Source organism: Leptospiraceae bacterium, from assembly GCA_016708435.1.
Classification (GTDB): Bacteria; Spirochaetota; Leptospiria; order Leptospirales; family Leptospiraceae; genus UBA2033.
The window spans coordinates 40,020-65,349 of the sequence record JADJFV010000004.1; the positions used below are offsets into that span (position 1 = coordinate 40,020).

General features: G+C 36.5%; 18 protein-coding genes. 3 read left to right on the plus strand and 15 right to left on the minus strand.

Annotated elements, in window-relative coordinates:
• Positions 1–164: 164 nt before the first annotated feature.
• Positions 165–2,891 (plus strand): putative Ig domain-containing protein, encoded by a 2,727-nt coding sequence (locus IPH52_08425; protein ID MBK7055064.1) that lies wholly within the window; start codon positions 165–167, stop codon positions 2,889–2,891.
• A 68-nt stretch (positions 2,892–2,959) separates the two neighbouring features.
• Here the strand turns inward: IPH52_08425 and IPH52_08430 are convergent, their stop codons facing one another.
• Together IPH52_08430 and IPH52_08435 are read right to left on the minus strand one after the other, a co-directional pair.
• Positions 2,960–5,509, minus strand: a complete 2,550-nt coding sequence (locus IPH52_08430) for a SpoIIE family protein phosphatase (protein ID MBK7055065.1) — start codon at positions 5,507–5,509, stop codon at positions 2,960–2,962.
• Between the two features lie 13 nt (positions 5,510–5,522).
• A complete protein-coding gene (locus tag IPH52_08435; GenBank protein MBK7055066.1) occupies positions 5,523–8,069 on the minus strand; it encodes a SpoIIE family protein phosphatase in 2,547 nt (848 codons plus the stop codon).
• A 135-nt stretch (positions 8,070–8,204) separates the two neighbouring features.
• Here IPH52_08435 and IPH52_08440 point away from each other — a divergent pair, with 135 nt between their 5' ends.
• The gene (locus IPH52_08440; GenBank protein ID MBK7055067.1) at positions 8,205–9,950 is read left to right on the plus strand and encodes a hypothetical protein; all 1,746 of its coding nucleotides are present in this window, start codon (positions 8,205–8,207) and stop codon (positions 9,948–9,950) included.
• Here IPH52_08440 and IPH52_08445 read toward each other — a convergent pair.
• The 3 genes from IPH52_08445 to IPH52_08455 are packed head-to-tail and all read right to left on the minus strand — an operon-like array spanning position 9,947 to position 11,896.
• Positions 9,947–10,462: a lipocalin family protein gene (locus tag IPH52_08445; protein MBK7055068.1), complete on the minus strand. Its 516-nt coding sequence runs from the start codon at positions 10,460–10,462 to the stop codon at positions 9,947–9,949. The two genes, IPH52_08440 and IPH52_08445, sit on opposite strands and share 4 nt — an antisense overlap.
• A 19-nt stretch (positions 10,463–10,481) precedes the next feature.
• Positions 10,482–11,333: a class I SAM-dependent methyltransferase gene (locus IPH52_08450; protein MBK7055069.1), complete on the minus strand. Its 852-nt coding sequence runs from the start codon at positions 11,331–11,333 to the stop codon at positions 10,482–10,484.
• 2 nt (positions 11,334–11,335) lie between these two features.
• Positions 11,336–11,896 (minus strand): hypothetical protein, encoded by a 561-nt coding sequence (locus IPH52_08455; GenBank protein MBK7055070.1) that lies wholly within the window; start codon positions 11,894–11,896, stop codon positions 11,336–11,338.
• A gap of 170 nt (positions 11,897–12,066) precedes the next feature.
• Here IPH52_08455 and IPH52_08460 point away from each other — a divergent pair, with 170 nt between their 5' ends.
• Positions 12,067–12,993: a bifunctional riboflavin kinase/FAD synthetase gene (locus tag IPH52_08460; protein ID MBK7055071.1), complete on the plus strand. Its 927-nt coding sequence runs from the start codon at positions 12,067–12,069 to the stop codon at positions 12,991–12,993.
• 2 nt (positions 12,994–12,995) lie between these two features.
• Here IPH52_08460 and polA read toward each other — a convergent pair whose 3' ends face one another.
• The 10 genes from polA to IPH52_08510 form a co-directional block, all read right to left on the minus strand.
• A complete protein-coding gene (polA, locus tag IPH52_08465; GenBank protein MBK7055072.1) occupies positions 12,996–15,758 on the minus strand; it encodes a DNA polymerase I in 2,763 nt (920 codons plus the stop codon).
• A gap of 12 nt (positions 15,759–15,770) precedes the next feature.
• A complete protein-coding gene (locus tag IPH52_08470; GenBank protein MBK7055073.1) occupies positions 15,771–16,847 on the minus strand; it encodes a glycosyltransferase in 1,077 nt (358 codons plus the stop codon).
• Between the two features lie 5 nt (positions 16,848–16,852).
• Entirely contained in the window at positions 16,853–17,905 is a 1,053-nt protein-coding gene (locus tag IPH52_08475; protein MBK7055074.1) for a type III polyketide synthase, read from the minus strand.
• Between the two features lie 38 nt (positions 17,906–17,943).
• On the minus strand, positions 17,944–18,525 hold the full coding sequence (locus IPH52_08480; protein ID MBK7055075.1) for an ATP-binding protein: 582 nt from the start codon (positions 18,523–18,525) through the stop codon (positions 17,944–17,946).
• An 81-nt stretch (positions 18,526–18,606) separates the two neighbouring features.
• The gene (locus tag IPH52_08485) at positions 18,607–19,041 is read right to left on the minus strand and encodes a GNAT family N-acetyltransferase (GenBank protein MBK7055076.1); all 435 of its coding nucleotides are present in this window, start codon (positions 19,039–19,041) and stop codon (positions 18,607–18,609) included.
• Positions 19,038–20,141 (minus strand): quinone-dependent dihydroorotate dehydrogenase, encoded by a 1,104-nt coding sequence (locus IPH52_08490; protein ID MBK7055077.1) that lies wholly within the window; start codon positions 20,139–20,141, stop codon positions 19,038–19,040. Before IPH52_08490 ends, IPH52_08485 begins: the two co-directional genes overlap by 4 nt.
• A gap of 68 nt (positions 20,142–20,209) precedes the next feature.
• Positions 20,210–21,688 carry a serine/threonine-protein phosphatase gene (locus tag IPH52_08495; protein ID MBK7055078.1) on the minus strand — a complete coding sequence of 493 codons (1,479 nt, stop codon included), beginning with the start codon at positions 21,686–21,688 and terminating at the stop codon, positions 20,210–20,212.
• Positions 21,689–21,726: 38 nt separating this feature from the next.
• Complete coding sequence (locus IPH52_08500; protein MBK7055079.1) at positions 21,727–22,731, minus strand: hypothetical protein; 1,005 nt, start codon at positions 22,729–22,731, stop codon at positions 21,727–21,729.
• Positions 22,732–22,814: 83 nt separating this feature from the next.
• A complete protein-coding gene (locus IPH52_08505; GenBank protein MBK7055080.1) occupies positions 22,815–24,209 on the minus strand; it encodes a hypothetical protein in 1,395 nt (464 codons plus the stop codon).
• Positions 24,181–25,221: a hypothetical protein gene (locus IPH52_08510; GenBank protein ID MBK7055081.1), complete on the minus strand. Its 1,041-nt coding sequence runs from the start codon at positions 25,219–25,221 to the stop codon at positions 24,181–24,183. Before IPH52_08510 ends, IPH52_08505 begins: the two co-directional genes overlap by 29 nt.
• Between the last annotated feature and the right edge of the window lie 109 nt (positions 25,222–25,330).

Below are 25,330 nucleotides of genomic sequence, written 5' to 3' on the forward strand. Positions count from 1 at the left end.
TACCATTAGGAGACAATAAATCTATCATCATTGCAAATTGAGACGCTTTTCTCTGCGAGATTTATCTTTAGAAGTAGAAATATATTATCCGTTACGTCCAATAGAGAAAACAAGCAAACACATTTGATAAATAGATAGAATGTAAACACAATAAGAGGATTTATATGAAAAACTTACTTTATAAACAAACAGTTTTGGCTGTCTCTATAGCCGCACTCAGTTCTTGCTCTAATATATTTAATAAAAATTCTTCTTCGGAAGGAACCGAAACTTTATTCTTAACTGGAAGATACCAAAATTTAAATGTAGTTAGATTAAAAGTATCCGGAAAAGCGCAACTCACTGGCTCAATCAAGAACGCAAGTGTTCAATTGAGAACGATTCCTATGACAGGAAGCGTTGCTGGAAAATGCGATGGAAGTGCAGGCTCTTTACTCGCGAGCGGAAAAACTACAGGCGGATCGGATGACAAGAACGACGGTGGATTTTATTCTCTTAGTATGGAAAAGCCTTCTGATACTGTCCTATGTTTAGTTATAACTCCAACGCAAGAGTCTACTGCTTATTCGCCGTTTCAAAAAAAACCAATTCCGTGGAGACCTAAATCTGGACAAGGAACTACCAACTCTATTCGTGTATCCTCCGTTTTAATTTTATCTGATGCAAATAGTAGTAATAGCAGAGAGTTTAGCACATCTGGAAATGCGAACCCGCTTACAAATATTGCCACTGCAAAATTTGGTTCTCTTATGAGAAAACAAATGCAAGCAAGTCTTCGCTCTCGCACTTCTAATAAGGGTGAATTAAACTATGCAGTTTTATCAAGTGCAGATATGGGCGCGATGGTGAATGGCGCCAATGAAGCAGTGGGAGAAATGTTCTTTAAAGGATCAGGAAGAAAAATTGATCCTTCTAAAGTAAATTTCGGAGATCCTTCTGCTCCTGGATATGATCCAAGTTTGGCGAAACAATTTAATTCTGTCTTGGGAGGAATTGATTCGATTATCAATAAGTTAATCAATGGAAAAGGATTGAATGCTTCTGAATCAGATGACATCTCTACACTCTTTGATAGTTTTTTGGATATAGTTTCGGGTGACATTGCAGGAGATGGAATTTTAAATGGACAGGGAATTGTAGATGAATTTGGAAATACGATTACAATCCCTTCTGACTTTGCTGCTTTTGTGAATGATCCATCTGGTAGCCTATCGGCGGGAATGGCTAATTATGTTACTGTCATTGCTGCAACTGGTGGGAATGATGGAAGTGGAATTGTATGGACTCCAGCCGATGTGGCTAATCCTACTTATACGGGAGGAGGGTTTACTCCTAGTTTGCCTGCTCCATCTGCATTGTCTTATGCTGGCTCGCCTTATGTATATACAGCCGGTCTTTCTATTCCTTCTCTTACTCCTGCAGTGACAGGAACCGTTAGCGAGTATAGCATTTCTCCTGCCCTTCCAACAGGACTTATTCTAAATACGATTACAGGAGTGATTTCAGGAATTCCGACAACACCTGTAACTAATGCGAGTTATACAATTACTGCTACTAATTCTACGGGCTCTACGACAGCAACAATCACGATGACTGTAAATATATCTGCTCCAACTTCTTTGACCTATGGAGGAACAAGCTTTACTTATATTACGGGAGTAGCGGTTACTCCTCTTTTGCCCGTCGTTACTGGTGTTGTTACTTCCTACTCGGTGTCACCTGCTTTACCTGCTGGACTCTCTTTAAACTCTGCAACAGGAATTATTTCTGGCTCTGCAACTGCAACACAAGGATCAATCTTGTATACAATAACAGGAACGAATGCAGTAGGCGCTACAGTAGCAACGATGACTATCACTGTGAATGCACTTACAATCAGTTATACAGGTTCGCCTTATACCTTTCCAATTGGTGGCACTATTACCACAAAAAACGTGACCATTAACGGAACAGCAGTTTCCTTTTCTATTTCTCCTGTTCTTCCTACTGGACTAATATTAGATACTGTTAGTGGAAGTCTCAGTGGCACTCCTACTCTGACATCAGGGGCTACTGGCTATACTATCACAGCCAACGGAACGTCAGGCGTAACAGCTACGGCTAATATCAATATTACTGTAACAAATACAGCTCCAACTGCTAGTTCAGTCAGCATTTCTGGAACAGCCTCTACAGGAAATAGTCTAACTGGTTCCCATGCTTTCAATGATGCAAATGGGCACACACAGGGTGCTTCTATTTTTGCTTGGTATAGATGCGTGACGGCTGGAGATGCTGGTGTTGCAATTGCAGGCGCTACTTCCAATACCTATACAGTGCAAGCTGCAGATGAATCGTATTATATAAAATATGGAGTAACACCTGTAGACCAATACGGATTAGCCGGAGCTGAAGTAAAAAGCACTGCAACTGCTCTTGTCCCTTGTGCTGGAGGATGCTTGCTTTATACAAATACCGCATTATCCACATTTACCGGATCAGGTTGGTCTGTCTGCTACCAAGGAACTTATGATTTGGCACCGACTTTAGCAACTATTCAATCTGCCTGCACTGGTCCAAATATTATGCTTGCTTGTAGGCTCACTGGAAATGCAACACTGATTCTTGCAGCTTCATCTCCTTACGCAGATGTATTTTATGAAACAGGCGCGGGTGCAACTTCGGTTCATAGAGCCAATGGTGTTGATTGGTATTTTACTTCCAGTTATTCTTGGGGTTTTGTTAAAGCAGGAGATTCAATCAATCGAGGTTCTTGCGATACCGCAACGAGTGCCTTTGATAGCTCTAGACTCTGCTGGCACACTAGTGGCGGTAGCTTGAGCAGTGGGTATCGATGTGGGACAAATATAAATTCAACAGCAACTTACGAGAGAGTGATTTTACAGAAGTAGGATTGGCGGGAAGTAGAGCTAGGATATTTGTTTAAATGACTCACCTTACGCGAGGTGAGTCATTAAGCCTAATCTACATGATCCGAACTCTTACTTCGTATTGCTTCTTCTAGTAGCAGCAATTTATCATTATCCTCGTCAATGGTTCGAATGTGATCGGCTATTTCCTGAGCCTTATGAGTGTTACCCATAACCAGATGAATCTCGGCGAGGTTGACCATGTAGAGAATATTGTTCGGGTCTCTAATCTTGAGGCGCTCAGCATAGTCGAGAGCGGATTCGTATTTCTTTAATTTCTTTTGGCAATAAGAGACGAGATAGAGCATATCTAGATCATCGGGTCTCATGCTGATATAAGGAATGGCAAGCTCACAAATTCTAACATAGCTTTTTGTGTTTAGGTAAACTTTCATCATCTCGCGTAGTATATCAGGATGATCGGGGTCTAGTCCATTTGCCTCAATTAATACATCCATTGCTTTTTGGTTATCACCTTGCTTTTGGAATTCACGGGAAGATTGAATGAGTCGCTTGGAAGAAATTGATAGAGTTTGTGTTTGGATAGATTGTCCAATGTATTCTAATCGAAGTAGCGACAAATCATCTGTAATCTCACCTTGCTTTTGAATATTTTCTTTGATAGTTTTTAAGTTACCGTCAGAGGATTCTACAATAGTAAGAAATAGATTTTCATCTTCGTTGATTATCCGCTCTCCCTTGGAGTCTTTGCCAATATATATATCATCTCTACCATCAGAACCGAGTAGCAATACGTCGCCGGGTAGAATTTGAAATGTATCAACTACTATTCCGCCTACCGCATCTGGAGTTCCTAGTTTTCGATAAAATGATTTTGTTTGAATAAAGCTTGCTTTTCCATCTCTATAAAGAACGGCAAATGGGTGTTCTGCGTTAATTAAATAACAAAATCCATTTTCGTTATCTACAAGTCCTAGAATCATGGATACAAGCATTGATCCATCGAATGTTTCAAATGTCTTGTGTAATTCGATGAATGTATTCTTGATCCAACGCTCAGGTGTATAACCCATGACTGACTTTGATACTTTCGTTCTTTCTACTATCGCATGAAATACAGAGCCAAGAATAAGAGCACCACCGGCACCTTGGATAGATTTTCCCATTGCATCTGCATTTAAGAAAACAGAATAATTTCTACTACCTAAAGTAAAAGAATCTGCTGCACAAATATCTCCACCTATTTCATTTTTCTTCTTTCTAAAATCGAATTCTTTTTTTTGTTTTAATAAATAGTCAATCTTTACTGTATCCGCATGACTTCGGTTTACCCCAAGTGGAGCAAGTAAAAGGGAAGTGAGAAAATAATCTCCATCTTGCTGCATTTTAAGTTTTGTTACTTCTTGTAAGGTTTGGTTCAATTCATTCGTTCTTGCTTTTACTTTATCTTCTAAATTTTCAGTGTATTCTTTTATCTCTGCATTCTGATGCTCGATGGTGTCAGCCATTCTATTATAGGTATTTGCCAACTCCCCAAATTCGTCTCTTGACTTAATCTTAATTCTATCTTTTAAAGACTTCTCACCAGATGTTATTCCGCGCAAAACATCGATTATACTCATAAGAGGTTGAATGCTTCTTCCAACAATGAATGAAATCATTATTCCAATGATTAAGAGAGTAACGACTGTGAGAATTGTATTTCTTACTATGATTCCTTCAATTACTGCATAAGCTTCTTTTTCGTTCACTGCTACCACTAGAATAAAATCTGAATCCGATTCAGTCAGGTAAAGGGTATAGGATTGGCTTTTGATATTAATCTTCTCTTCTATTGAAATTTTATTTTTTACAATTCCTTTGAAATCATTGTCTTTTAACCACGACAATTCCCTGTAATCCTTAAGAAGGTAATTTTCCTCTGGATGAAATAGGATTTTTTTGCTTTCTTTATCAATTAGAATTGCAAAAGAACTTTTAGTAATGTCTAGTTTTGAAAGCAAAGCTTTCACTGATTGCAGAGTCCAATCAATGGTTGACATCCCTATAATTTTTTGCGCTCTATCATACATGATTGTGCAGAGGGTAATGAAGATTACCTTTTCATTTCCAAGTGTATCCATATAAGGAACAGTTCTATATTTCGGTAAAGCACGAGCGGTGGAACGATTCCATTTTTCCGGTAGCGCAAATAAATACCAGCTTTGAGTAAAATAATCGTAAGTCTCATTCGAATATTCCCAAGTCACCTCAACATTATTTTGGTTCCAGGATGCATAAGGACCTAGGTATTTTTCTCCAAATAGATTGGGCTCATACCAGATTCCTCCTCCAACTAAATTGGGAAAATTCTTCATTTTTTCTTTTAAGATAGTCTCAAGAGAATCCTTTGGCTTTTCTGAGGATTTAATATTATAAATTATTTCTCCTGCTTGTGCTAGGTCACGACCTATAATTTCTGTCTTACTAGTCGCGTTGTTTATTTCAGACAGGAAGAAAAAAATAGAACTATCTATTTCACGATCCCTAAACTCTTTTGCTTGTCCATAGAAGATAAGAGTGTTTATCCCCATAGCAATAATGAAAATTGTAAGAACTGTGCCAAGAGTCAGTAGAGTAATCTTAGTTTTTAGTTTCATGGGTAAATGACCGTTAGCCTAATGATCGTAATGATTCTTGTAGGTTTAATAGCTTTTCGTTTTCCGGAGCAATTTTGATTACTTCATTTAAGAGTGTATTCGCACGCTTTGTGTCTATATTCATATAAAGTTCAATTAAATGAGTAAGGTATTTAACATTCTTTGGTTCTCTTAGACGAATTTGTTCTCCGAGCTCTACTGCTTCCATCTTCTGGTTATTACGTTTATATGCATAGGATAAAGCAAATATAATTTCTGTATCAATGGGGCGTAGGTTTATATATTCTTTCGCATATTCAATCGTATGCGCGTAGTGTTTTAAATAAATACTGAGTTTAACAAGGTCTCTTAATAAAATTGGATTTTGTGGTTCAATGTTGTAAGCCGCTCGCAGTTCAATTAAGGCATCGGCGTGTTTTCCTTTCTTTTCTAAAATCCTCGCTTTCTTAATAGCTTCCAATACTTGGACAGAGGATGATTCCAAAGAAGGGGCTGGAGGTGCTTTGAACTCTAAGCGCAGTAAGGAAAAGTCATCCGTTAGTTCACCGATTGATTGGATTGCGTTTGCTATCTCTTTTAGATCACCCTTTCCTTCTTCTACTCTACGTAAGAATTCATTCTCATCTTCGTTGATGATTCTTTGTCCGGATATTTCTTCCATTCCAATGATTAGATCGTCTCTACCATCCGATCCTATTAATATAACATCACCGGCTAACATCTGGAATGTGCGCACATAAATGGTATTATGCGTTCCTCCACCCATTCCCAATTTGTGAAACATAAATTCGGTTTCAATAAAGGAGGCTTTCCCATCCCTATATAAAACAGTCCAGGGATGTTCCGCGTTGATAAAATACAGTAGTCCGGTTTTATTATCTACTAGCCCCATTACCATTGATACAAGCATAGAACCATCGAAGGTTTCAAATGTTTTGTGTAATTCAATGAATGCGCCCTTAATCCATTTTTCAGGACTCTGAGATTGCATGACTTTGGTAGATTTTGTTCTCTCAATAATAGCACCGAATACGGATCCAAGAATCAATGCGCCACCTGCTCCTTGGATTGATTTGCCCATTGCATCACAATTTAAGAAAATGGTGTAGTCTCTGTTTTTTAATTGAATGGAATTTCCAATACACAAATCTCCACCGATTGCCTTTACTGAGTTTTTAAATTCAAAAGTTTTCTTCTGTTTTACATAGAAATCGACGGATAGATTCTCTGATTCCACATTTACTTTACCCAAAGGTTCAAGTAGTAGAGAGGTAAGGAAATAATCTCCGTCTTGTTGTTTTTTTAGTTTTGTTACTTCTTGGAGAGTTTGGTTTAATTCGTCTGTTCTTTGAATGACTTTGTCTTCTAATGTTTCACTGTATTCTTTGATTTCCTGGTTTTGGGATTCTATCTTATCCGCCATATTATTGAACGTATCCGCCAGTTCTCCGAACTCATCTGTTGATTTAATGTTGATTCTTTCTTTTAAATCTAAACTACCACTTGCAATTCCTCGAAGAACGGTGATAATTTTATTGAGTGGTTTAATGCTTAAATCAACTACGATGAAAATGAAAAAACCAACTAGGGCAAGAGTTACAACGCTTAATAAAACATTTCGAGCAACAATTCCGCCGATGACTGCGTAGGCTTCTTTCTTGTTTATTACTGCAGCGAGTAGATAATCGGCATTAGTCACTGTATAATAAATATCGTGCTCAACACCGTCAATGAATTCACTTTCTAATTTTGCAATTTTATTTTTTTCCAATTTATCATATTGGATTTTTTCTGTCCACTTGATTGTAGACTTATCTTGCATGATTAATTTTTTATCTGGATAGAATACTATTTTTGAATTTGGTAAGTCAATAAGAGTAGTGTAAGAGCTTTTTGTAATATCGAATTGTCCTAGTAGTTTATTCAAATCTTCAAAAGACCAATCAACAGTAGTTAGACCTAATATTTTTCCGCTGCTATCATACATCAGAGTGCTGAGGGTAACGAATATTATCTCCGTATCTCCTATTTTATCTAAATAGGGAGGAATTCGATAGTAGCTTCGTTCTCTTTTTTTTGTAATATCCCAGTCTTTTGGAATTGCCGCTCTATAATACGTTTTGTTGTGATAATTGTATTCTGGATTTGAATACTCCCAAGTGATCTTAACATCATCCTTTTCCCTGAGAGCATAGGGACCCATAAAATTTTCGTTGAAGCGATAGGGTTCATACCAAAGACCACCGCCTAGAATTGACTTTTCATTTTTAACACGAGCAATTAGATATTGTTCAAAGATTTCCTTTTGCTTTGCAGGATCATTTGATTTTAAGGTGTAAAGTATTTCTCCTGAGCGAGCTAAGTCATAGCCAGTGATTTCTGTAATATTGGTAGCGTGATTGATTTGATTGAGGAAAAAATCAAAAGAACTTGTAATCTCAGCATTGCGAAACTCTCTTGCTTCATGATAAAAAATCATCGTATTAATTATCATTGCTAAAACAAATAATGTCAGAACAGTGCCGAGAGTAACGAGAGTAATCTTTGCTTTGAGTTTCATCAAGTTAATTAACGAATATTACAATTAGGAGTTCAAGCAAAAATTATTTTAGAAGAAATTTTTTTCTACTAAACTTATTTACTTTACATAATGCTTAGAACAATGTAATATAAAAGGAGTCAGGTTGACAATTTAATGAGCCGATTATTACGAATTATTTTTTTCTTACTATTAGTCGGTCACTGTTTTGGTGATAAGAAGCCTAAGCTAAAGTTTAGTTTACCAATTATGCCCTCATCGCCTACAATATTAACAAATACGCCAGTTCCTATTTCCAAAAGTATTCGAGTCGGACTACCTTCAGGAAATACAAACGAATTTGGAAATAAAGCAACCGTTCTTATTACGATGAACAATGAACCCAGTGATAAAGTTTATATTTGCCTGACCATTTCGGATACTACTAATGGTGGGACGATTTTAATTTCTAGTCTTGTAAAGGCAGATACAGGTATCTGTAATTCTGGGACACACTATTTAGAATTCGATTCACTCAACTGGGCGACTAGTCAATCTTTTCAAATAGTAGGTAGTCGAGGCACGGTAAGTGTAAGTGGTGATACCAACTACAAAATTCAATTCAAAGTAAAAAGTCAAGACGTGGGTTATGATAATTATTCTCTCACGGATATAAATCTAACAAATCTAGACATTGATACAATTGGATTCTATTTTGTAAGAACAAATATTAGTGGGCTAACCGGTAGTATCCAGTTACAGAATAATTCTGTCGAGACATTAACTCTTACTGAAAATGGATTTAATAATTTTCCAACATCAATCGCGAATGGATCAAGTTATTCTGTATCCATAAAAACGCAACCCACAGGACAAGTTTGTTCCATTTCAAACCTACCCTATGGAACTTCGAGCACAAATGTGATTATTCAAATTCTCTGTGTTTCTGGATATTTATTCAATGGAACTATTTTATCAAGTGCAAATCCGCCTACCTTAAATCAGTCTTTTACAGGATTAGTTACGTTAGCCGGTAGTTTTCCTACGACTGTTGATTCTGGAAATGTAGATGGGACAGGGACTGTTGCTCGGTTTAATAATCCAATAGCAATTACATCGGATGGAACAAATATTTATGTGGCTGATCTTTCAAATAATGCAATTAGAAAAATTACGATAGGGACTAATACTGTTTCAACTCTCGCGACTATTAATAGTTTACCGCATGGTATCGCGACAGATGGGGTTAATGTGTATGTATCCGCTTATGGATCACATACCATTTTCAAGGTAGAAATCGCGACAGGCACAGTGACAACTCTTGCAGGCAGTGCTCCGTCGGGAGATGTAATCGGTGAGGGAGCTTCCGCAAAATTTAATGACCCTACTTACCTGACAACGGATGGAGTTAATTTATTCGTAGTGGATCGAGGCAATGGCAAAGTAAAGCAAATTGTTTTAAGCACAGGAATTGTATCCACTGTTGTATCTGCATTAAATTTGCCCAATGGAATTGCGACTGACGGAACTAATCTATACATTGCAGAAACAGGTAGTCATCAGATTATAAAGTATGCAATTTCATCTGGAATACAATCCATTGTTGCAGGGACGGGGGTTTCGGGTAATGTCGATAATGCGACAGGGACACTAGCGCAATTCAATAACCCTTATGGCGTAACAATGGATGGTAGTTATTTATACATTTTAGAAGGCGCAGGAAGGAACTTGAAAAAAATGCTATTGGCATCCCCCAATTCTGTTACAACGATTATGGCGCAAAATGACGGTTATTCGGATGGAGTAATCGGTAGTGCGCAATTTTGTGTTGTAGGTTCATGCGACTCCTCAATTACATTTGATGGAAACTTTCTTTATTTTGCTGATAGGTTTAATCATTCTATTCGAAAGTTGTATTATTAATTTTTGTGAGAAATCCTTTTTACATTTTGAATGTTATATCCCGCGTTTTCCGTTGCACTTAGAATTCTTTTTAATGATTCGTCCGACATGACTGGTGATCTTGCCATTACCCATATATATTTTTGGTTAGGGACACCTATGACAGTCCATTGATAATCCTTATCCAGATCGAGAATTAAATAATCAAATTTAAAAGGCCATAGAGGAGAAATTTTCCAGTGTGTATTGGTTTGCTCGTTATAAATCCATCCCACCTGCGGGACTCTTTTTTCTTCGCCTTGTAAAGAGTCTTTATTATACTGAAAATCTATTTCGATTTTCTTTTCTTGTTGATTGTAAGTGTATGATTCGACAGCATTAAACGCTCCTTCTTCAAAAGAGGTAGGTCGGCTTGCGATAACATACCATTTTCCCATGAATTTTTCTAATTCCATTTTCGGGTATGTTTTGTAGTATCCACTTGAACTGCATCCGATTAGAGCAGACATAAGCAATGTAAATATTCTTTTCATTGGATAATCCTTAATAAATTTATTTTTTCATGACAGCAAATAATGTATTATTCATCATGATAGATTTAAAACTAGCAAACCAAATAAATTTAGTTATATAATAAAAAAGCATTTTTCCTATTTTACCGAAACTGCTTTTGCTTCCAGCGAAAGAAAGTATTGGTGTTAGCACATAATACTCAGTAGACGCAAATCCAGTCTGGGCACCTAACATCGAAAGAGTTTCTCGTGAGTAGTCATTGATATGATCTTTGGCTTCGAGGTAATGCACGCCGGGTTTCATTCCTTTTAGAGCGAGTTTTAGATTTGCTTTAATCAATTGGATTGGAACATTTGGAGTTTGCAAGAATAAGATTCCGCCCGGCTTTAAGAGAGAAAATAAATATTCCATAAGTGGTTGCGGCTTTGGTATATGCTCAATTACATCCCAGAGAGTGATAATATCTACAGAGCCAACTCCTATTCCGCTGGATTGAACCATTCCGGGGTATACGGTGGTTAGCCCATTTTTCTCTTTTGCAAATTTTACAGCAGGTAGAGACATTTCAAAACCAATCGAAGTCCAGCCTGGTTTTTTTTCTTGGAGCATTTTTACGAAAAAGCCTAAGCCACAGCCTACATCTAAAATGGTTCCCGAATCTTTTTGCATGAAGCTTGCAATAAACTCAGAATAAATACTACGGTGTGCGTGATCCCACCAATCAAGGTCATACTCCTCATTACCCTCACCCCAATATCCATCATAGTGTTCTTCTTGCTCGTAGGTAGAAAAAACATGTCCACAGGATTTGCACTTAACGATGAGTATCCCGTTTTCATTGAATACGGGTTTATTTTCTTTACTAGAGCATAGGTAACAAGTTTGGTTCATGATTATTCCTTTACGTAAGAGTAGAATGCATCCCATATTCCCCAGAATCTTCCGTTAGCTGAAGAATCTGGAATGAGGGTAATGTCTATTCTCCCCGTAGGACATTCAACTGGATCGATTGCAATCCTATAAGGATTTGTTTCTGGATTTTTGCGATCAAACAATACTTTTGCTTTTGTGCGACCGTTGATTAAAACAGATAAAGATCTTGCGGGATACGTTTGGTTATTCAAAGCTTCGTAGGTAGTGAGATCGAGATAGAGGTAGATTGTTTTTTTTACGGTTGTGTCAAAACTGAGGTAGAAAGAAATTCCCTTAGAAGGAATCATTCTGCAAATTCCATCTTTGAGTCCATACTTATTAGAATCCATTCTTAAACTCATGGATTGGAAATTTGCCCAACGTCTCAGTTCGTCGTATCCTGCGAAATCTTCGGGGTTTAACTTTTCCCCTTTTTCGTTTTGATGATTGAAATTGATAGACTTTTTAAATGGAGCAGTTTCTTCTGCTGTCAACGTAGCTACAACGAAAAATAGTAAGATAAAAAAGAATTTGAAATTCATAGAATGGCTTTCCTGTCATCCTGATAGTTCAACAAGCTTACTAGAACAAAATTTTACTAGCCCGTCAAATCCCCACCATGACAAATTTTTAATTAGCATCTAAACTAATTATTATTGCATTCCAAGTCAAGTCCTAAAGAGATTGTTTATGAATAACATGAAGGATTAGTTTGAAAGTTTTAAATAGCATAGAAGAAATTGGTGACGAAGTAAATCGAGGCTCAGTCATTACCCTTGGGAATTTTGATGGAATTCATCTCGGTCATTTGTCTCTTATTAAGAGAGTGAAAGAAGTATCGAAAGAAAAAAATCTTCCGTCCATACTCGTGACCTATTATCCGAATCCAGCCATTGTGCTCGGAAAAAATAAAACTCTAAGACCTGTTTATAGTGAAGATATTAAAAAAGAAATCATCGAAACATTTTCCGTTGATATGCTTCTTACGATTCCATTCACTCACGAATTTTCTACAATGCACGCCTATGAATTCACAAAGAACATTTTAGTCGATAAGTTGAAGCCGCATCATATCATCATTGGGTTCAATCATTTTTTTGGAAAAGGTAGACAAGGGGACTTTGTATTCTTGCAATCTCATGCGGAAGAATTTGATTTTAGTGTAGAGAAAATAGATCAGGTCTATTCTAAAGAAGAGCCAGTCTCTAGCTCTAAGATCAGAGCCTGCATTCAAAATGGAGAAGTTGCCAAAGCACGAGAACTTTTAACTAGGCCTGTCATCATTCGAGGTAAAGTCGTCGAAGGATTTAAGCGTGGAAGACAAATAGGTTTTCCGACGGCTAATATCCAATTATCCGGAGAAAGTCAAATTCCACCCGAAGGAGTTTATGCGGTTTACATCGTATTAGACGGCAAGCAGCACAAGGCGATGTTGAATATAGGAAAAAATCCTACCTTTGGAAATCAAGAACAAAGCATAGAGGCTCATATCTTTGATTTCAACTCGGATATCTATGGCAAAACAATTGATTGTTGGTTTATCGACCGTATCCGCGAAGAAAAAAAGTTTAGTGGAATCGAAGAGTTAAAGCGCCAACTTTCGTTAGACGCCGTTACAGTGAAAGGGATATTAGGCTAATATCAATGAGCCTCATCCCAGTTTTCGCCGAAATTACCCTGGGCGATAATTGGGACTTTTAGTTTAAGGGCTGATTCCATTTCTTTTTTTGCTAATTCATAAACCTGATCTTTTTCTTTTTTAAGAACTTCAAACACTAATTCATCATGGACTTGCATGATAAGTTTTGATTTTAGTTTTTTCTTTTCGAGTTTATCATGAATAGAAAGCATTGCAATCTTAATCATATCAGCGCTCGTTCCCTGAATGGGGCTATTGATTGCTATCCGCTTTCCCCCTTCTTGCTCTTGTCTGCGGGATGATTTTATTTCTGGAATATAACGTCTGCGACCTGTAATCGTTTCTACATAACCTTTCTCTTCGCAGCTTGCGCAAATATCTTCCATGTATTTCTTAACGCCGGGGAATTGATAAAAGTATTTGTCGATAAACATTCCTGCTTCTTGTCTGGATACTTTTAGATTTTGACTAAGACCGTAAGCGGTTACTCCGTATATGACAGAGAAATTTACAATCTTTGCTTTGTTTCTCATTTCGGGAGTTACTTCTTTTGCAGATACTCCGAATAAGGCTTGTGCTGTTTCATTGTGAATGTCTGCATTTTTTTTGTAAGCAGCTATCATATTCTTATCGTCAGCAAAATGCGCCATGATTCTTAATTCAATTTGAGAGTAGTCAAGGCTAAGTAGGAGATAATCTTTATTTTCCGGTATAAATCCTTTTCTAATCAATTTCCCTTCTTCGTCTTTGATTGGAATATTTTGTAGGTTCGGATCTGTAGAGGAAAGTCTACCTGTAGCGGCTATCGTTTGATTATAACTAGTGTGAATTCTCTTTGTCTTTGGATGAATCAAAGCAGGGAGTGTGTCAATATAAGTAGATTTTAATTTGCTATACTTTCTATGCTCAAGCAAATCATCAATGATTGGATGCATTCCGAGTAAACTTTCTAATACACTGTGGTCTGTCGAATAACCAGTTTGTGTTTTCTTTTCAGCGGGCAATTTTAAGTCTTCGAACAAAACCTTTTGTAGTTCTTTTGTGGATGCAATGTTGAAAGTTTTATCTGCATGAATATGAATTCTCTTTTCTAGTTTCTCTATTTCTTTTTGAAACTTAGTAGATAGAGTTTTGAAATAAGGAGCGTCAATCGCAATCCCTTTCATTTCCATTTCCATAAGCACAGGCATAAGAGGCATTTCCATTTTATAGAATGTGTCTTCTGCTCCACTCGTCTTTAATTCTTTTTTTAGAGTATTATAAAGTCTTAGCGTTATATCAGCATCTTCTGCTGCGTATTCTGTTACTCTATCTGGATCAACATTGAAGAGTTCTTGTTTTTTCTTTCCTGTTCCAACTAATTCTTCATAAGTAATTGTTTTATATTCCAAGTAGTCTTCTGCTAGATCATCCATTCCATGTCTTCTTGAGCCGGGCTGAATACAATAACTCGCAAGCATTGTATCGAAGGTTACATTTTCCACCTCAATTCCATGATTGCGCAAAACAATCATATCATACTTAATGTTCTGACCCACTTTTTCAATCTTTGCATTCTCAAGTAGCGGCTTAATATGAGTAACCACAGTATCGAGTGGAAGGCAATTACCTGCAAACAGGGATTGGCTGTAGGCAATCGGAATATAGAAACCTGTTCCTTCTTCTCGGCTAAGAGCAATTCCTAAAAGCTCGGCGAGCATTGGATCTACTGATGTTGTTTCTGTGTCTACGCAGAATAATTTTGATTTTTGAAAATCCTTTACTAGCTTGATTAACTCAGCCTCAGTTTGAATTCTTGTATACTTTCCCTTCGCATTATTTGTAGTATCCGCTACTGGTTCCTCTTTTGTGGAAGATGCATCTTCTGTTTTTATTGTAGCAGTTAGTTTAATTCCTGCTTGTTTAGCAAGGTCTGAGTATAATCGGTTGTAACCTCTCGTCTTAAAATGCATAATCTTATCTGCATCTAAATACTTTGGTAAAATCAAATCGTCTGGTTTAAAATCTACTTCTAAATCACACCTGAGAGTAGCAAGGTTTTTGGATAGAAATGCATTTTCCTTATTCTTAATTAATTTTTCTTTTAAGGAAGGGTTTTTTATATTTTCTAAATTCTTGTAAATGCCTTCTAAGTTTTTGTATTCTGCGATTAGTTTTGCAGCACCTTTCTCTCCGATTCCACTTACACCTGGAATATTATCTGAGCTATCGCCTACGATTCCCATATAGTCAACGACTTGTTCGGGGGTAATGCCTATATTCTCCATAACCCATTTTTCATCTATCTCGGTAAACTCAGTTGCACCTTTTGTTCCACGATACATTCTAACATTTGGATTTAGAGTTTGGTATAAATCTTTATCGCCTGAGAAAATTAGAATTTCATTTTTCTTATTTCCGAATTTCTTACAGAGAGTGCCAATGATATCGTCTGCTTCGTGTCCTTTCATTTGCATTACAGGGAAACCAAGTTCGCGGGTAATGTCTATTACCTCACTGATTTGCGGTTTTAGATCTTCGGGCATCGGCTTTCTTTGAGCTTTGTAAGCTTCAAAGACTTGCGATCTTTCCAATGGAGTTCCCGGATCGAATGGCATGGCAATATGAGTAGGTTTGAAATCATTTATAATCTTAAACAACATTTTAAAGAAACCAAATACTGCACCACTCGGCTTACCTGTTATCGAATTAGTCAAATTAGCCGTTTGAAATGCAAAATAGGCTCTGAATACAAAAGCATGTCCATCGATAATAATTAGTTTCATTTTTTAACTGCCTTATAGAAGAGAATTGTATACTAAGATTGTTTTTTGAATTGTATTTTCAATTGAGAATGCTTTGACGCTTTCTTTATTTTTTTTACCGTATTCGGTTCTAAGTGTTGGATTGTCTATAAGTCGAGTGTAGTGTTCGGCTAATTTGGTGTAATCTCCGACGGATGCTAGTAAAGAGCCTTTTCCATCCTGGAGCATTTCTCCAATTCCTCCACCGTTAGTCGCTACAATAGGAAGTTTATTTGCCATTGCATCTAATACAGAGGTTCCAAGTCCTTCTTCTTTAGATGTGAGGGTAAAAATATCAAACAGAGCGTAGAAATCTTTTATATCATTTCTGAATCCAGTAAAAATTACTTTGTCTTCAATCCCTAATTCTTTCGTCAGAGTCTTTAGCTTTGATTCTAACTCGCCGGCACCGACGATAAAGAAAATATAATTCTTTTCTGTTTGAATTCGAGGAACGGCTCGCAGTAAAGTCTCATGATCTTTGTGATCTACTAGTGCTGCAACATTGCCAATGATTACAGTATCTTTAGAAAGTTGAAATTCTTGCAGCAACTTCTTCTTATCCCCTGGTTCCGCAAATTTAGTTAAGTCAATTCCACTATAAACTGTGACTACCTTTTCTGGATCTACTCCGTCTTCAATCAATACTTCTTTGATTCGATTTGATACTGTGAGAAAGTAATCAATCTTTTGCGAATGGTATTTTTGTTTACTCAAAGGATTTTTATTGATATGAAAATCTACTCTTCTAGAGACTACAAGTTTTAATTGTGGTAAAAACACTTTTGTCATAAGACCTAGACCGTGAGCGGCGCCTGTGTGTGTATGAATCAGTTTTACGTTATTTTCCTTGACTATCTTCACAATTTTCCGTGCGGCTAAGAGATCATATTCTCCAAGCATACGTATGGGAAAAAATGGAATTTTATTACCAATGCGTGACTCTAATTCTGAGCCGGGTTGACCGATTAGAATTTGAGGAATATTTTTCTCGGCAAGTCCATTAATGAGATAGTATAATTGCTGCTCTCCGCCACGCCAAGTTCTAGAATTGTTTAAATGAAGTATCATAGGTATCAGGTTGTAGTAAATAAAATAATATCAGACGAAAAGCCAGGACCCATCGCAGAGAATAATCCATGTTCTCCGCTGCTAAAATTCTGTTCTTTTAAGAATTCTTCTATTACAAAGAATATTGTAGGAGAAGAAATATTTCCATACTCTTGTAAGACTTTCAATGAGTAATAAAAATTATCTTCTCCTATTTCTAAAGCTTTGGAGAATGCTTCAATCACTTTAGCTCCGCCGGGATGGAATAGATGATGTTTAATATCTTCCTTATTGATTTTGTTTTGATTGATAAATTTCATATAGAACTCACGAAAGTTTTTTGCTATGAGTCCCGGAATGGATTTGTCGAATACTACTTGTAAGCCGTCCATTTCAATTTCCCATCCCATTACATCTAAAGAATCTCTCCACTTTCTAGAAGCATTTGTTTTGATTTGAATAGATTTCTTTTTTTCTTTTCCAGAGACAATCATAGAGCTAGAGCCATCGGAGAATAGAGATAATGCGATAAGATTAGATTTTCTTTTATCAGCAGGGCGAAATGTAAGTGTGCAGGTTTCAACTGTAATAACTAAAATGTTTTTGTCCGGGTATAATGTAGAAAGTTCACCTGCACGTGCAATGCTATTTGCTCCACCCGCACAGCCTAATCCAATAATCGGTATTCGTTTCACATCAGTGGATAATCCAAGTAAGTCGATGAGTCTTGCATCAAGAGTGGGAGTAACAAATCCTGAGCTAGTTACAACGATTATAATATCAATTTCACTTGGAAGTAGGTTTGCTTTTTCAATGGCAAGGCGAGCCGATTTTTCTGCCATCTCCGTTGCATGGATGACAAACAGTTCATTCTTGTCTTTGAAGGATTTTGTTTCCCCATACCAAGAAATATCTTTTAATACAGGTCTTGATTTTATTTTGGAATGCTCGAATACTGGTAAGTATCTTTCTATGTCTAAGCTTGAGTTTTTGAAAATTGCTTTCGCAAATTCTCTAACTTCATCTTGTTTAACAGTGGTGGAGGGAGTTTCTCTTGCGACGGATTGGATGTAACTCATATGAATTACATGGAAAAATAGAATTCAAAAATTGAAAATTAGTTTTTGTGTTTTGTCTCAGCGTTAAATTCTAATTCGACGATAGATCCGTTGATTTTATTGTCCAAGGGATTATCCGTGATAGTCTCGTTGTTATGGTAAAGAATTTTTACGGTATCCATGAGACTGCGAATAATTTTAAGACCTTTGCCCATGTTTTTGTGTGGTTTGTCTATTCCGCCAAAGGGAAGTTTACCTGCACTGCTAGATTGATGCTGTTTTATATCGCCAAGATAGTTATCGAGGTTTCGAGGAGAAGGCTCATAGTCATCACTGACTGACTCGCTGATTTTCAAACCGCGTCCATAATCTAAAATGAGTAGAGTAAATTTGGCATCTACAATCCGCCATCGGCAAATAATGGTTTCCTCACTATGATTGGATACGTTAGCTGTAATGGAATTTGTAAGAGCTTCATCAGCTGCAAGAACAATTTGCGAAATATCATCCTCGCCAAACCCATTCTGAGCTAAACTTACTCTTAGTTGTTTTCTGAACTGACGAACTGATTCCATGTCAGGAGGTAAAAACATGACATAGGAGTTGTCTGCCATCTGAATGAATAAATCTTTTTCTGACATAATTTATTGGTTAACTCTCATGTTCGCCGAATCTTTCATAAAAATATCTTAGTCATGTATATAAGCAATATAATTTTTTTTTCAAGACCTTTTTTCTTTGTAATGCATTTCTATGTGTTTGATACCGGCGTCTAGGAAAATCTCTCCTCTGGCTTCAAAGCCAAGTCTTTCATAAAACTTTTGAGCTGCAATTTGAGCATACAAATAGACTTTTGAATCTAATTCATTCTTACATTTAGTCAATAAATTTTTTACTAACTCGGTTCCTAGTTTTTTCCCCCGATAATCACTTAACACTGAAAATCTTTCCAGTTTAATACCTTTTGGAGTAGAGCGCATTCGTGCAGTTCCCGCGGGAATCTCATCGAGAACTGCCAGGAAATGACGAGAGGTTGCTTCAAACTCATCATATTCCTCTTCAATTGGAACATTTTGTTCTAGAATGAATACTTCGCGTCGAATCGAAAAGGCAATAGCAAGTTCTTCTGGTGTATCGATTTCTTTTATATGTATCATGTTTTTACAAACTTTGCTTCAGAGCCAATTAATTCGGAAATATGAACAACGCCCTGTCTTTTCATGAACTTATCGAGGTATTCCAAAATTGAGTAGGGTAGAAGGGGACCTTTGTAAATATAACCTGTATAGATTTGAAACAGACTAGCACCCGCTTGGATTTTTTCGAGTGCGGCTTCTCCTGAATCAATTCCTCCGACACCAATGATTGGAATTCTACCTTTTAGTTTTTTAAAGGCAAGTCGAATTATATCTGTAGACCGCTTTCTTACCGGTGCTCCTGATATTCCTCCGTCTTCGACAGAATTATAACTAGAAAGTGATTTTTTGTCAATCGTTGTATTTGTGAGGATAACGCCAGCTAGCTTGAAATCAAGGATAATATCTAGTAACTCCTCAATCGCATGGTCATCTAAATCAGGGGCAAGCTTAATAAAGGTAGGAATTAAAAAATCTCCTCCGAGTCCTTTTTTGATTCCCTGTATCAAATTTATAAATGCATCTTTTTCTTGAAAACTTCTCAGCCCCGGTGTATTCGGGGAGCTAATATTGATTACACCGTAGTCACCTAAACTGGATAGCTTTTTAAATGTTCTGATATAATCGTCTACTGCATTCTCAATAGGGACTAATTTCGTTTTGCCGGCGTTGATTCCTCTTGGAATTGTTTTTATTTGTTTTTGAATCGTATCGTATGCTTTGTCTGAGCCGGGGTTATTAAATCCCATTCGATTCACTAGAGCAGAATCTTTTTCATAGCGAAAGATTCTTGGCTTAGGATTACCGGGTTGTTCTTCGCCTGTGATAGTGCCGATCTCTACATGTCCGAATCCAAGTTTAGCCAGGAAGGGATACAACTCTCCTGTCTTATCAAAACCCGCTCCCATTCCGAGAGGATTCTTGAAATTAATCCCAGCTACGTTTATTTGAAGGCGAGAACTTTCGAAGGTTGTTAGTTTTTCTAGAATAGGAAAAACAAAGGGGAGAGAATTCGCGAATTGTAATAAGTTCTTGGATAGCTCATGTGCATTTTCTGGATTTAAACGAAAGAAAAATTGTTTGAGAGTAGTTTCATATATTAATTCTCTGGGGTTAAGCATTGTTTACTCCACCGATCGTAGATAAAGGTTTTTTTATCTACAATTCTATCCAAGAGATTCTTGGAAACTTATTTTTCTTCAAGCATTCTTTGTAATTCCTGTGCTTTTGCGTTTCCTGGTTCTAGATATAAGACATCAGACAAAAGCTTGTTGGCGCGAGCTAAGTTCCCTGCTTTGCGGTTCAAGTCAGAGAGGTTTAATAGATTATTGATATTTCTTGGATCTCTTAGTTTTAAGCATTCCCCATAATCCATTGCAAGAGATAGATTGCCAATGAATTTGTAAGCATAAGAAATTTTGAAAAAGTAATCGGAATCCATTGGGTTAAAGGATAGGTATTCTTCGCAAAGAGGGATAAAATTTTTATAATCCTTTTGTGTATAATAAATATCCAGTAGCTTATGAAAAACTTCTTTATCCTTCTTAATATTTAATGCTTTTTTATAAGATTCGATTGCATGACTTTGATCTTTTTTGTTTAATAGCAAATCACCATTATCCACAAAAGTATAAAAATCAGGATGAGTTTCTACAAGCGGCAAATCGTGATCTATATAGGCTAATTTAATCAGCGTATAATCATCAGTAAACTCTCCCATCTTTAAGATGGAATCTGTGATTCCTTTTAATTCTCCCTTTCCTGCTTCTACATGTTTTAGGAATTGATCCCCATCTTCATTGATATTTCGAATTCCCTCTGTGTCCATTCCCAGCATAATATCATCCCGACCATCAGAACCGATGATTATTGAATCTCCCGGATGCATTTGGAAAGTTTGAATAGTAAGACTTCCATCGAGTCCAAGCATTCCCACTTTATGTAAATACAATTGATGCTCTAAGAATTCTGCTTTTCCATCTCGATATAAAACTGTCCAGGGATGCTCTGCATTTAAGAAGAAAAGTCCCCCTGTGTTTTCTTCGATTAGCCCCATGACGATAGATACAAGCATACTTCCATCGAAGGATGTGAATACGTTTTGTAATTCGATAAAGCAAATCTTGAGCCATTGTTCGGGGAATAATTCCATATTAGGTTTAAATATTTTTGTTCTTTCAATGATGGAACGAAATACAACGCCTAGAACTAATGCACCGCCGGCTCCTTGGATGGATTTGCCCATTGCATCTCCATTGATGAATACGCAATAGTTTTTTCCGCGGAGCTTAATGTTGTTGGCAATACACATATCACCCCCAATATCATACGTTTTATTTTTGAATTCGAAGGTTTTTTTCTGCTTAATAAAAAAATCAATTTTGATATGATTGCTAATAGCTTCATTGACCATGAGAGGTTTTATGAGAAGAGTCGTTAAGAAATAATCTCCATCTTGTTGTAGTTTTAGAGTTTGGACTTGAGTGAGAGTTTTTTGTAATTCGCGAGTTCTCTCTTCTACTTTTAATTCAAGGTTTGCGTTTAATTCTTCTACTTCATTGTGAACTCTTAAAAAACGATTGGCGAGGACAAATGCAATTCCAATTACAAAAGTAAAGAATCCATATTGAAGTAATGCGTGGTTCTGGATACTCTTGCTTATCCCCATTGAGCCTAAGATGTCCCAAATTCCTGTCGAAACTAAAATTATAAATCCGAAAAATAATCTCTTTGAGTCTTGATGCTTTTAACCATTGCCCATATCATCAAATAAATACTATATACAAAGGTAACGAGTGTAAACAATTGCCAAATGAGAAGCAGCTTGTAAGCAATCACAATTTCGACAAAGAACATTGGGAATGCTAATAGTGTAATGAATCCAAATGTAAACTTAGTGGCTAATCCGTTTTTACCTTTCAGAAAGCATTCGAAGAAAGCCATTGAAAATGAAGTGATGTAGAAAAGGAAAATATATTCGAAACGAGTAATAAACATCGGATCTAAGCCAAGTTCGTAGATTGCGTTGCTACGTGTATAAATATAAATAGCAAGGGCTGTGCAAAAAGAAGCAAAGTAGAAATTGTATTTTTCTTTTGTTCTCTTTACAAACAATAGCATATGATAGAATCCAATGAACGCATAAAGAAATAATAACATGAGAGTTACGCGCTCTGAATTCTTGGCTATATGATTAGAAAGAAAATCAATAGAAGGATTCGAATCTCCATAAACGGCAATTTCTTCTCCTTGCACACCTTTCACAACGATGTAAATTTCATTTGTTCCTTTTTTAATTAAAGGAGTTGGAATTTTTGTGATTAAATGTCGATGAGACCCATGGCGAATTACTTTCTCGGAATCAAATAAACCTTCCTCGGCAATTTTCTCTCCATTGAAAAAAATTTCGTATCCATTTGCAAGATAGGGTATCCAGATAGAAACACTTTCGGTTAATTGCGCGTAATCCGCATCAGTTACATTTACTTCTTTGAAAAAGCTTAAGACTAGAACTTTACTATCGCTGAGATTTTTTACTTCAGTAGATTTTACCGGTATATCTTTAAAATTCTGCCAGGAGGAAGGGTCTTTCTGATATTGCAAATCCTTACCTTCCTTTACAAACCAATTTTCTCGAATGGAAATTGGAAATGCGCTCAGTTGAATTTGAATAATTAAGAATACGAAGAGTAAGTATTTTGAAAAAAGCATCGTGATAGCATGGGCATTATTTTTATTAATTCAAGCAATTTTTTTTGAAAAAGAAATTTATTTACTCCATAATGCAATGATAGCTATTGCTTGAATATTTCAACTAATACTTCACCACTGAATTCCTTTAGGTCTACCTCACCCAAATAAACGAAACTATTTTGAATAGATTTAACTGATATAAGATCAGTCTCTCCTAGTTTTTTGCCGGAGTCTTTGGCGCGAAGAACGCCTTTTAATTTGAGTCCGTCTTTATCGGAATTGTATATGATAGGATATTTAGAGGATTTCCAAAATTTCGGACTTTGGTCTCTGTTTTCTTTGGCAAGATTTACTGGTAAATTGTGATTAGTCTCAAGCTTACCATTTTTTTCTTTAACGATAAGATTGACACTTCCTTTTCCATGCAAAGTGATTGGAATGATTTTGTCTAAGGAAGAGTTCTTATCTAAAAGAAAGGTGAACGGATTATCGTAATTTAACGAAAGAAATGCGTTATTGCCGGCATCTAATTGATAAGATACTTCTTTGGGGGAATTGGTATTATTCGTAGCTTTCAAATGAAGTCTTCCACTGCCTGTTTCCGGCTCTATTAAGTCAAAAGAAATTCTATCCTTTTTTCTTTTAATCTCGTATTCAGTGGATACTTCTCTGCGCTCTCCTTGCTTGACTGGTTGTGGATTCCACCAGAGGAGAACTGCCGAGTCAGAAGAAGTAATAACATGCTTATTGGTAAAGTATTTCCAGTCAGTGGCAAAAGCTCTTTCCCAATTTACAAATGCAATTTGATCGGGTGGAGTATTGCCCTGTCCGATTAAGTGATTTCGAATGCCAATGCTAGAATCAGTGTCTGATTCGTATGTTTCCCAGTAACCGCTATTGAAGGGAGTGAACTTGAATTCATTGGAATAAATCTCCTTTTCGTTCGTGTTGTCGGTGCAAACCTTTAGCGGTATTCCATCATTAGCCTCAGTGCCAACATCAATTAGACTTCTAAAGCCAATATCAACAATTCGATTGGTTCTATTGATAGCACCGTAGGTAACAAAAAAAGAGCCATCCCGATTCTTTTTATTTTTTAATACCATAAAAATTTCAACGTCGGCTAATGGTATTTGTCCGGAGATGATAATGGAGCTATCTTCTATATTCCACTCTGATTTAATATTTGTCAATTCATGAAATTTGAATACTTTATCTTCAAATTTGACAGTGAGATAAGAAGTGCCTGAGCCAATATTCTTGGATTGTTTCAAGTCTTTAAAATAGGTCTCTGCTTTATTCGTTTCCCTTTCTGGATGAAGTGTAAAGCTACCCGACAGAGTTGCATAGACAGGAATCTTATTTGTGTAAATTGCAAAGGTAGGAAACCCAATTGGATTCTTTTGTTCTACCGCAAAATTAGAATTAGCCAGCAGAATGAAAAGGGAAACTAATATCAGTAGAATATTATTCTTCAGGAATAGGTGTGGGTTCATTTTTTACCTTACACTTAAAATATTTGATGGGAGATTCATTTCCTAGATTGTCAATGGCTCTATATTCAAGAGAGACTTTTTTTTTGTATCTAGGAACAAGCGGATAATCTCTGTAAGTTCTCCATTCTTTTTGACCTCGCTTTCTAAATTCAATCTTAGATACACCAGAGCCTAGATCAAATGCATTCAGGCGAATAGATATTTCTCTATCACAGAGAAGTCCTTTTTCGGATTGAAGTTCTGGAATAGAATTTAGTTCTACATCCACACTAGGAGGTTCTGAGTCAACTGTATAACGGAGATATACCTCTTGGGATAAATTGGATACCTTATCCGTTGCTAATATCTTGATTTCTTTGGGACCGGGGCTATCTACTGGCTTATCCATCTTAGCCATTGGAAGATAGCCTTTTTTATTTAAGCTCAAGAATATTTCGTCAACACCTGAGTCTTTGTCTTTTACCTGTAAGAAAAGTTTGACACCGGGTTTATAATAATAAAAAGAATTTCTCTCAAAGTAAATGCCTTCTAATTGTGCGATTACATCCGGTGCGGTTAAGTCTAAGTAGACATTCTCTTTCTTTTGGTCTTTAAGAACTCCATTTTCATCAAATAGTTTGTAAGTAATTGTATGATTACCTTCTCGCAAAAGAAAAGAGTTCTCGGAAAGAATTTGCTCTGGTTCATCGTCTATTTGATAAACTGTTTTACCTTTGAATTCATTGGAGATAATAAGATTGTAAAGTCCATTTACAAATATTTCACCGTTAGGCGCTACATGTCTAACGGAAATAAATCCGGAGGATTTAATTTTGCGAGATGTTTCTTTTATAATTTTGCGCTTTTCATTTTTAGATTCTTGCAATGCTTTTTTTTCTTGCGCTTTTACTTCTAACCAGGAAGACTTTGTTAAGATATAAGCCTCTCTTCTTTCTAAGAGTTCGTCCGAGAAAATGATATCTGGAATTAGAATGAATAAGCAAAGGAAGATTTTTTTAAATCGAAATAGCATTTGGTTTTTATTTTCCTCTTGTTAGAATTTCGAAAGAAAGATTGTAGGCAATCAAAAAAAATGTTTTTTACTGTCACCTCGAACAGCCCCTACGACTGTCATTTCGAAC

Coding starts and splice junctions, on each gene's coding strand:
- IPH52_08425 (MBK7055064.1), top strand. CDS start 165: ATGAAAAACTTACTTTATAAACAAACAGTTTTGGCTGTCTCTATAGCC.
- IPH52_08430 (MBK7055065.1), bottom strand. CDS start 5,509: ATGAAACTAAAAACTAAGATTACTCTACTGACTCTTGGCACAGTTCTT.
- IPH52_08435 (MBK7055066.1), bottom strand. CDS start 8,069: ATGAAACTCAAAGCAAAGATTACTCTCGTTACTCTCGGCACTGTTCTG.
- IPH52_08440 (MBK7055067.1), top strand. CDS start 8,205: ATGAGCCGATTATTACGAATTATTTTTTTCTTACTATTAGTCGGTCAC.
- IPH52_08445 (MBK7055068.1), bottom strand. CDS start 10,462: ATGAAAAGAATATTTACATTGCTTATGTCTGCTCTAATCGGATGCAGT.
- IPH52_08450 (MBK7055069.1), bottom strand. CDS start 11,333: ATGAACCAAACTTGTTACCTATGCTCTAGTAAAGAAAATAAACCCGTA.
- IPH52_08455 (MBK7055070.1), bottom strand. CDS start 11,896: ATGAATTTCAAATTCTTTTTTATCTTACTATTTTTCGTTGTAGCTACG.
- polA (MBK7055072.1), bottom strand. CDS start 15,758: ATGAAACTAATTATTATCGATGGACATGCTTTTGTATTCAGAGCCTAT.
- IPH52_08470 (MBK7055073.1), bottom strand. CDS start 16,847: ATGATACTTCATTTAAACAATTCTAGAACTTGGCGTGGCGGAGAGCAG.
- IPH52_08475 (MBK7055074.1), bottom strand. CDS start 17,905: ATGAGTTACATCCAATCCGTCGCAAGAGAAACTCCCTCCACCACTGTT.
- IPH52_08480 (MBK7055075.1), bottom strand. CDS start 18,525: ATGTCAGAAAAAGATTTATTCATTCAGATGGCAGACAACTCCTATGTC.
- IPH52_08485 (MBK7055076.1), bottom strand. CDS start 19,041: ATGATACATATAAAAGAAATCGATACACCAGAAGAACTTGCTATTGCC.
- IPH52_08490 (MBK7055077.1), bottom strand. CDS start 20,141: ATGCTTAACCCCAGAGAATTAATATATGAAACTACTCTCAAACAATTT.
- IPH52_08495 (MBK7055078.1), bottom strand. CDS start 21,688: ATGGGGATAAGCAAGAGTATCCAGAACCACGCATTACTTCAATATGGA.
- IPH52_08500 (MBK7055079.1), bottom strand. CDS start 22,731: ATGCTTTTTTCAAAATACTTACTCTTCGTATTCTTAATTATTCAAATT.
- IPH52_08505 (MBK7055080.1), bottom strand. CDS start 24,209: ATGAACCCACACCTATTCCTGAAGAATAATATTCTACTGATATTAGTT.
- IPH52_08510 (MBK7055081.1), bottom strand. CDS start 25,221: ATGCTATTTCGATTTAAAAAAATCTTCCTTTGCTTATTCATTCTAATT.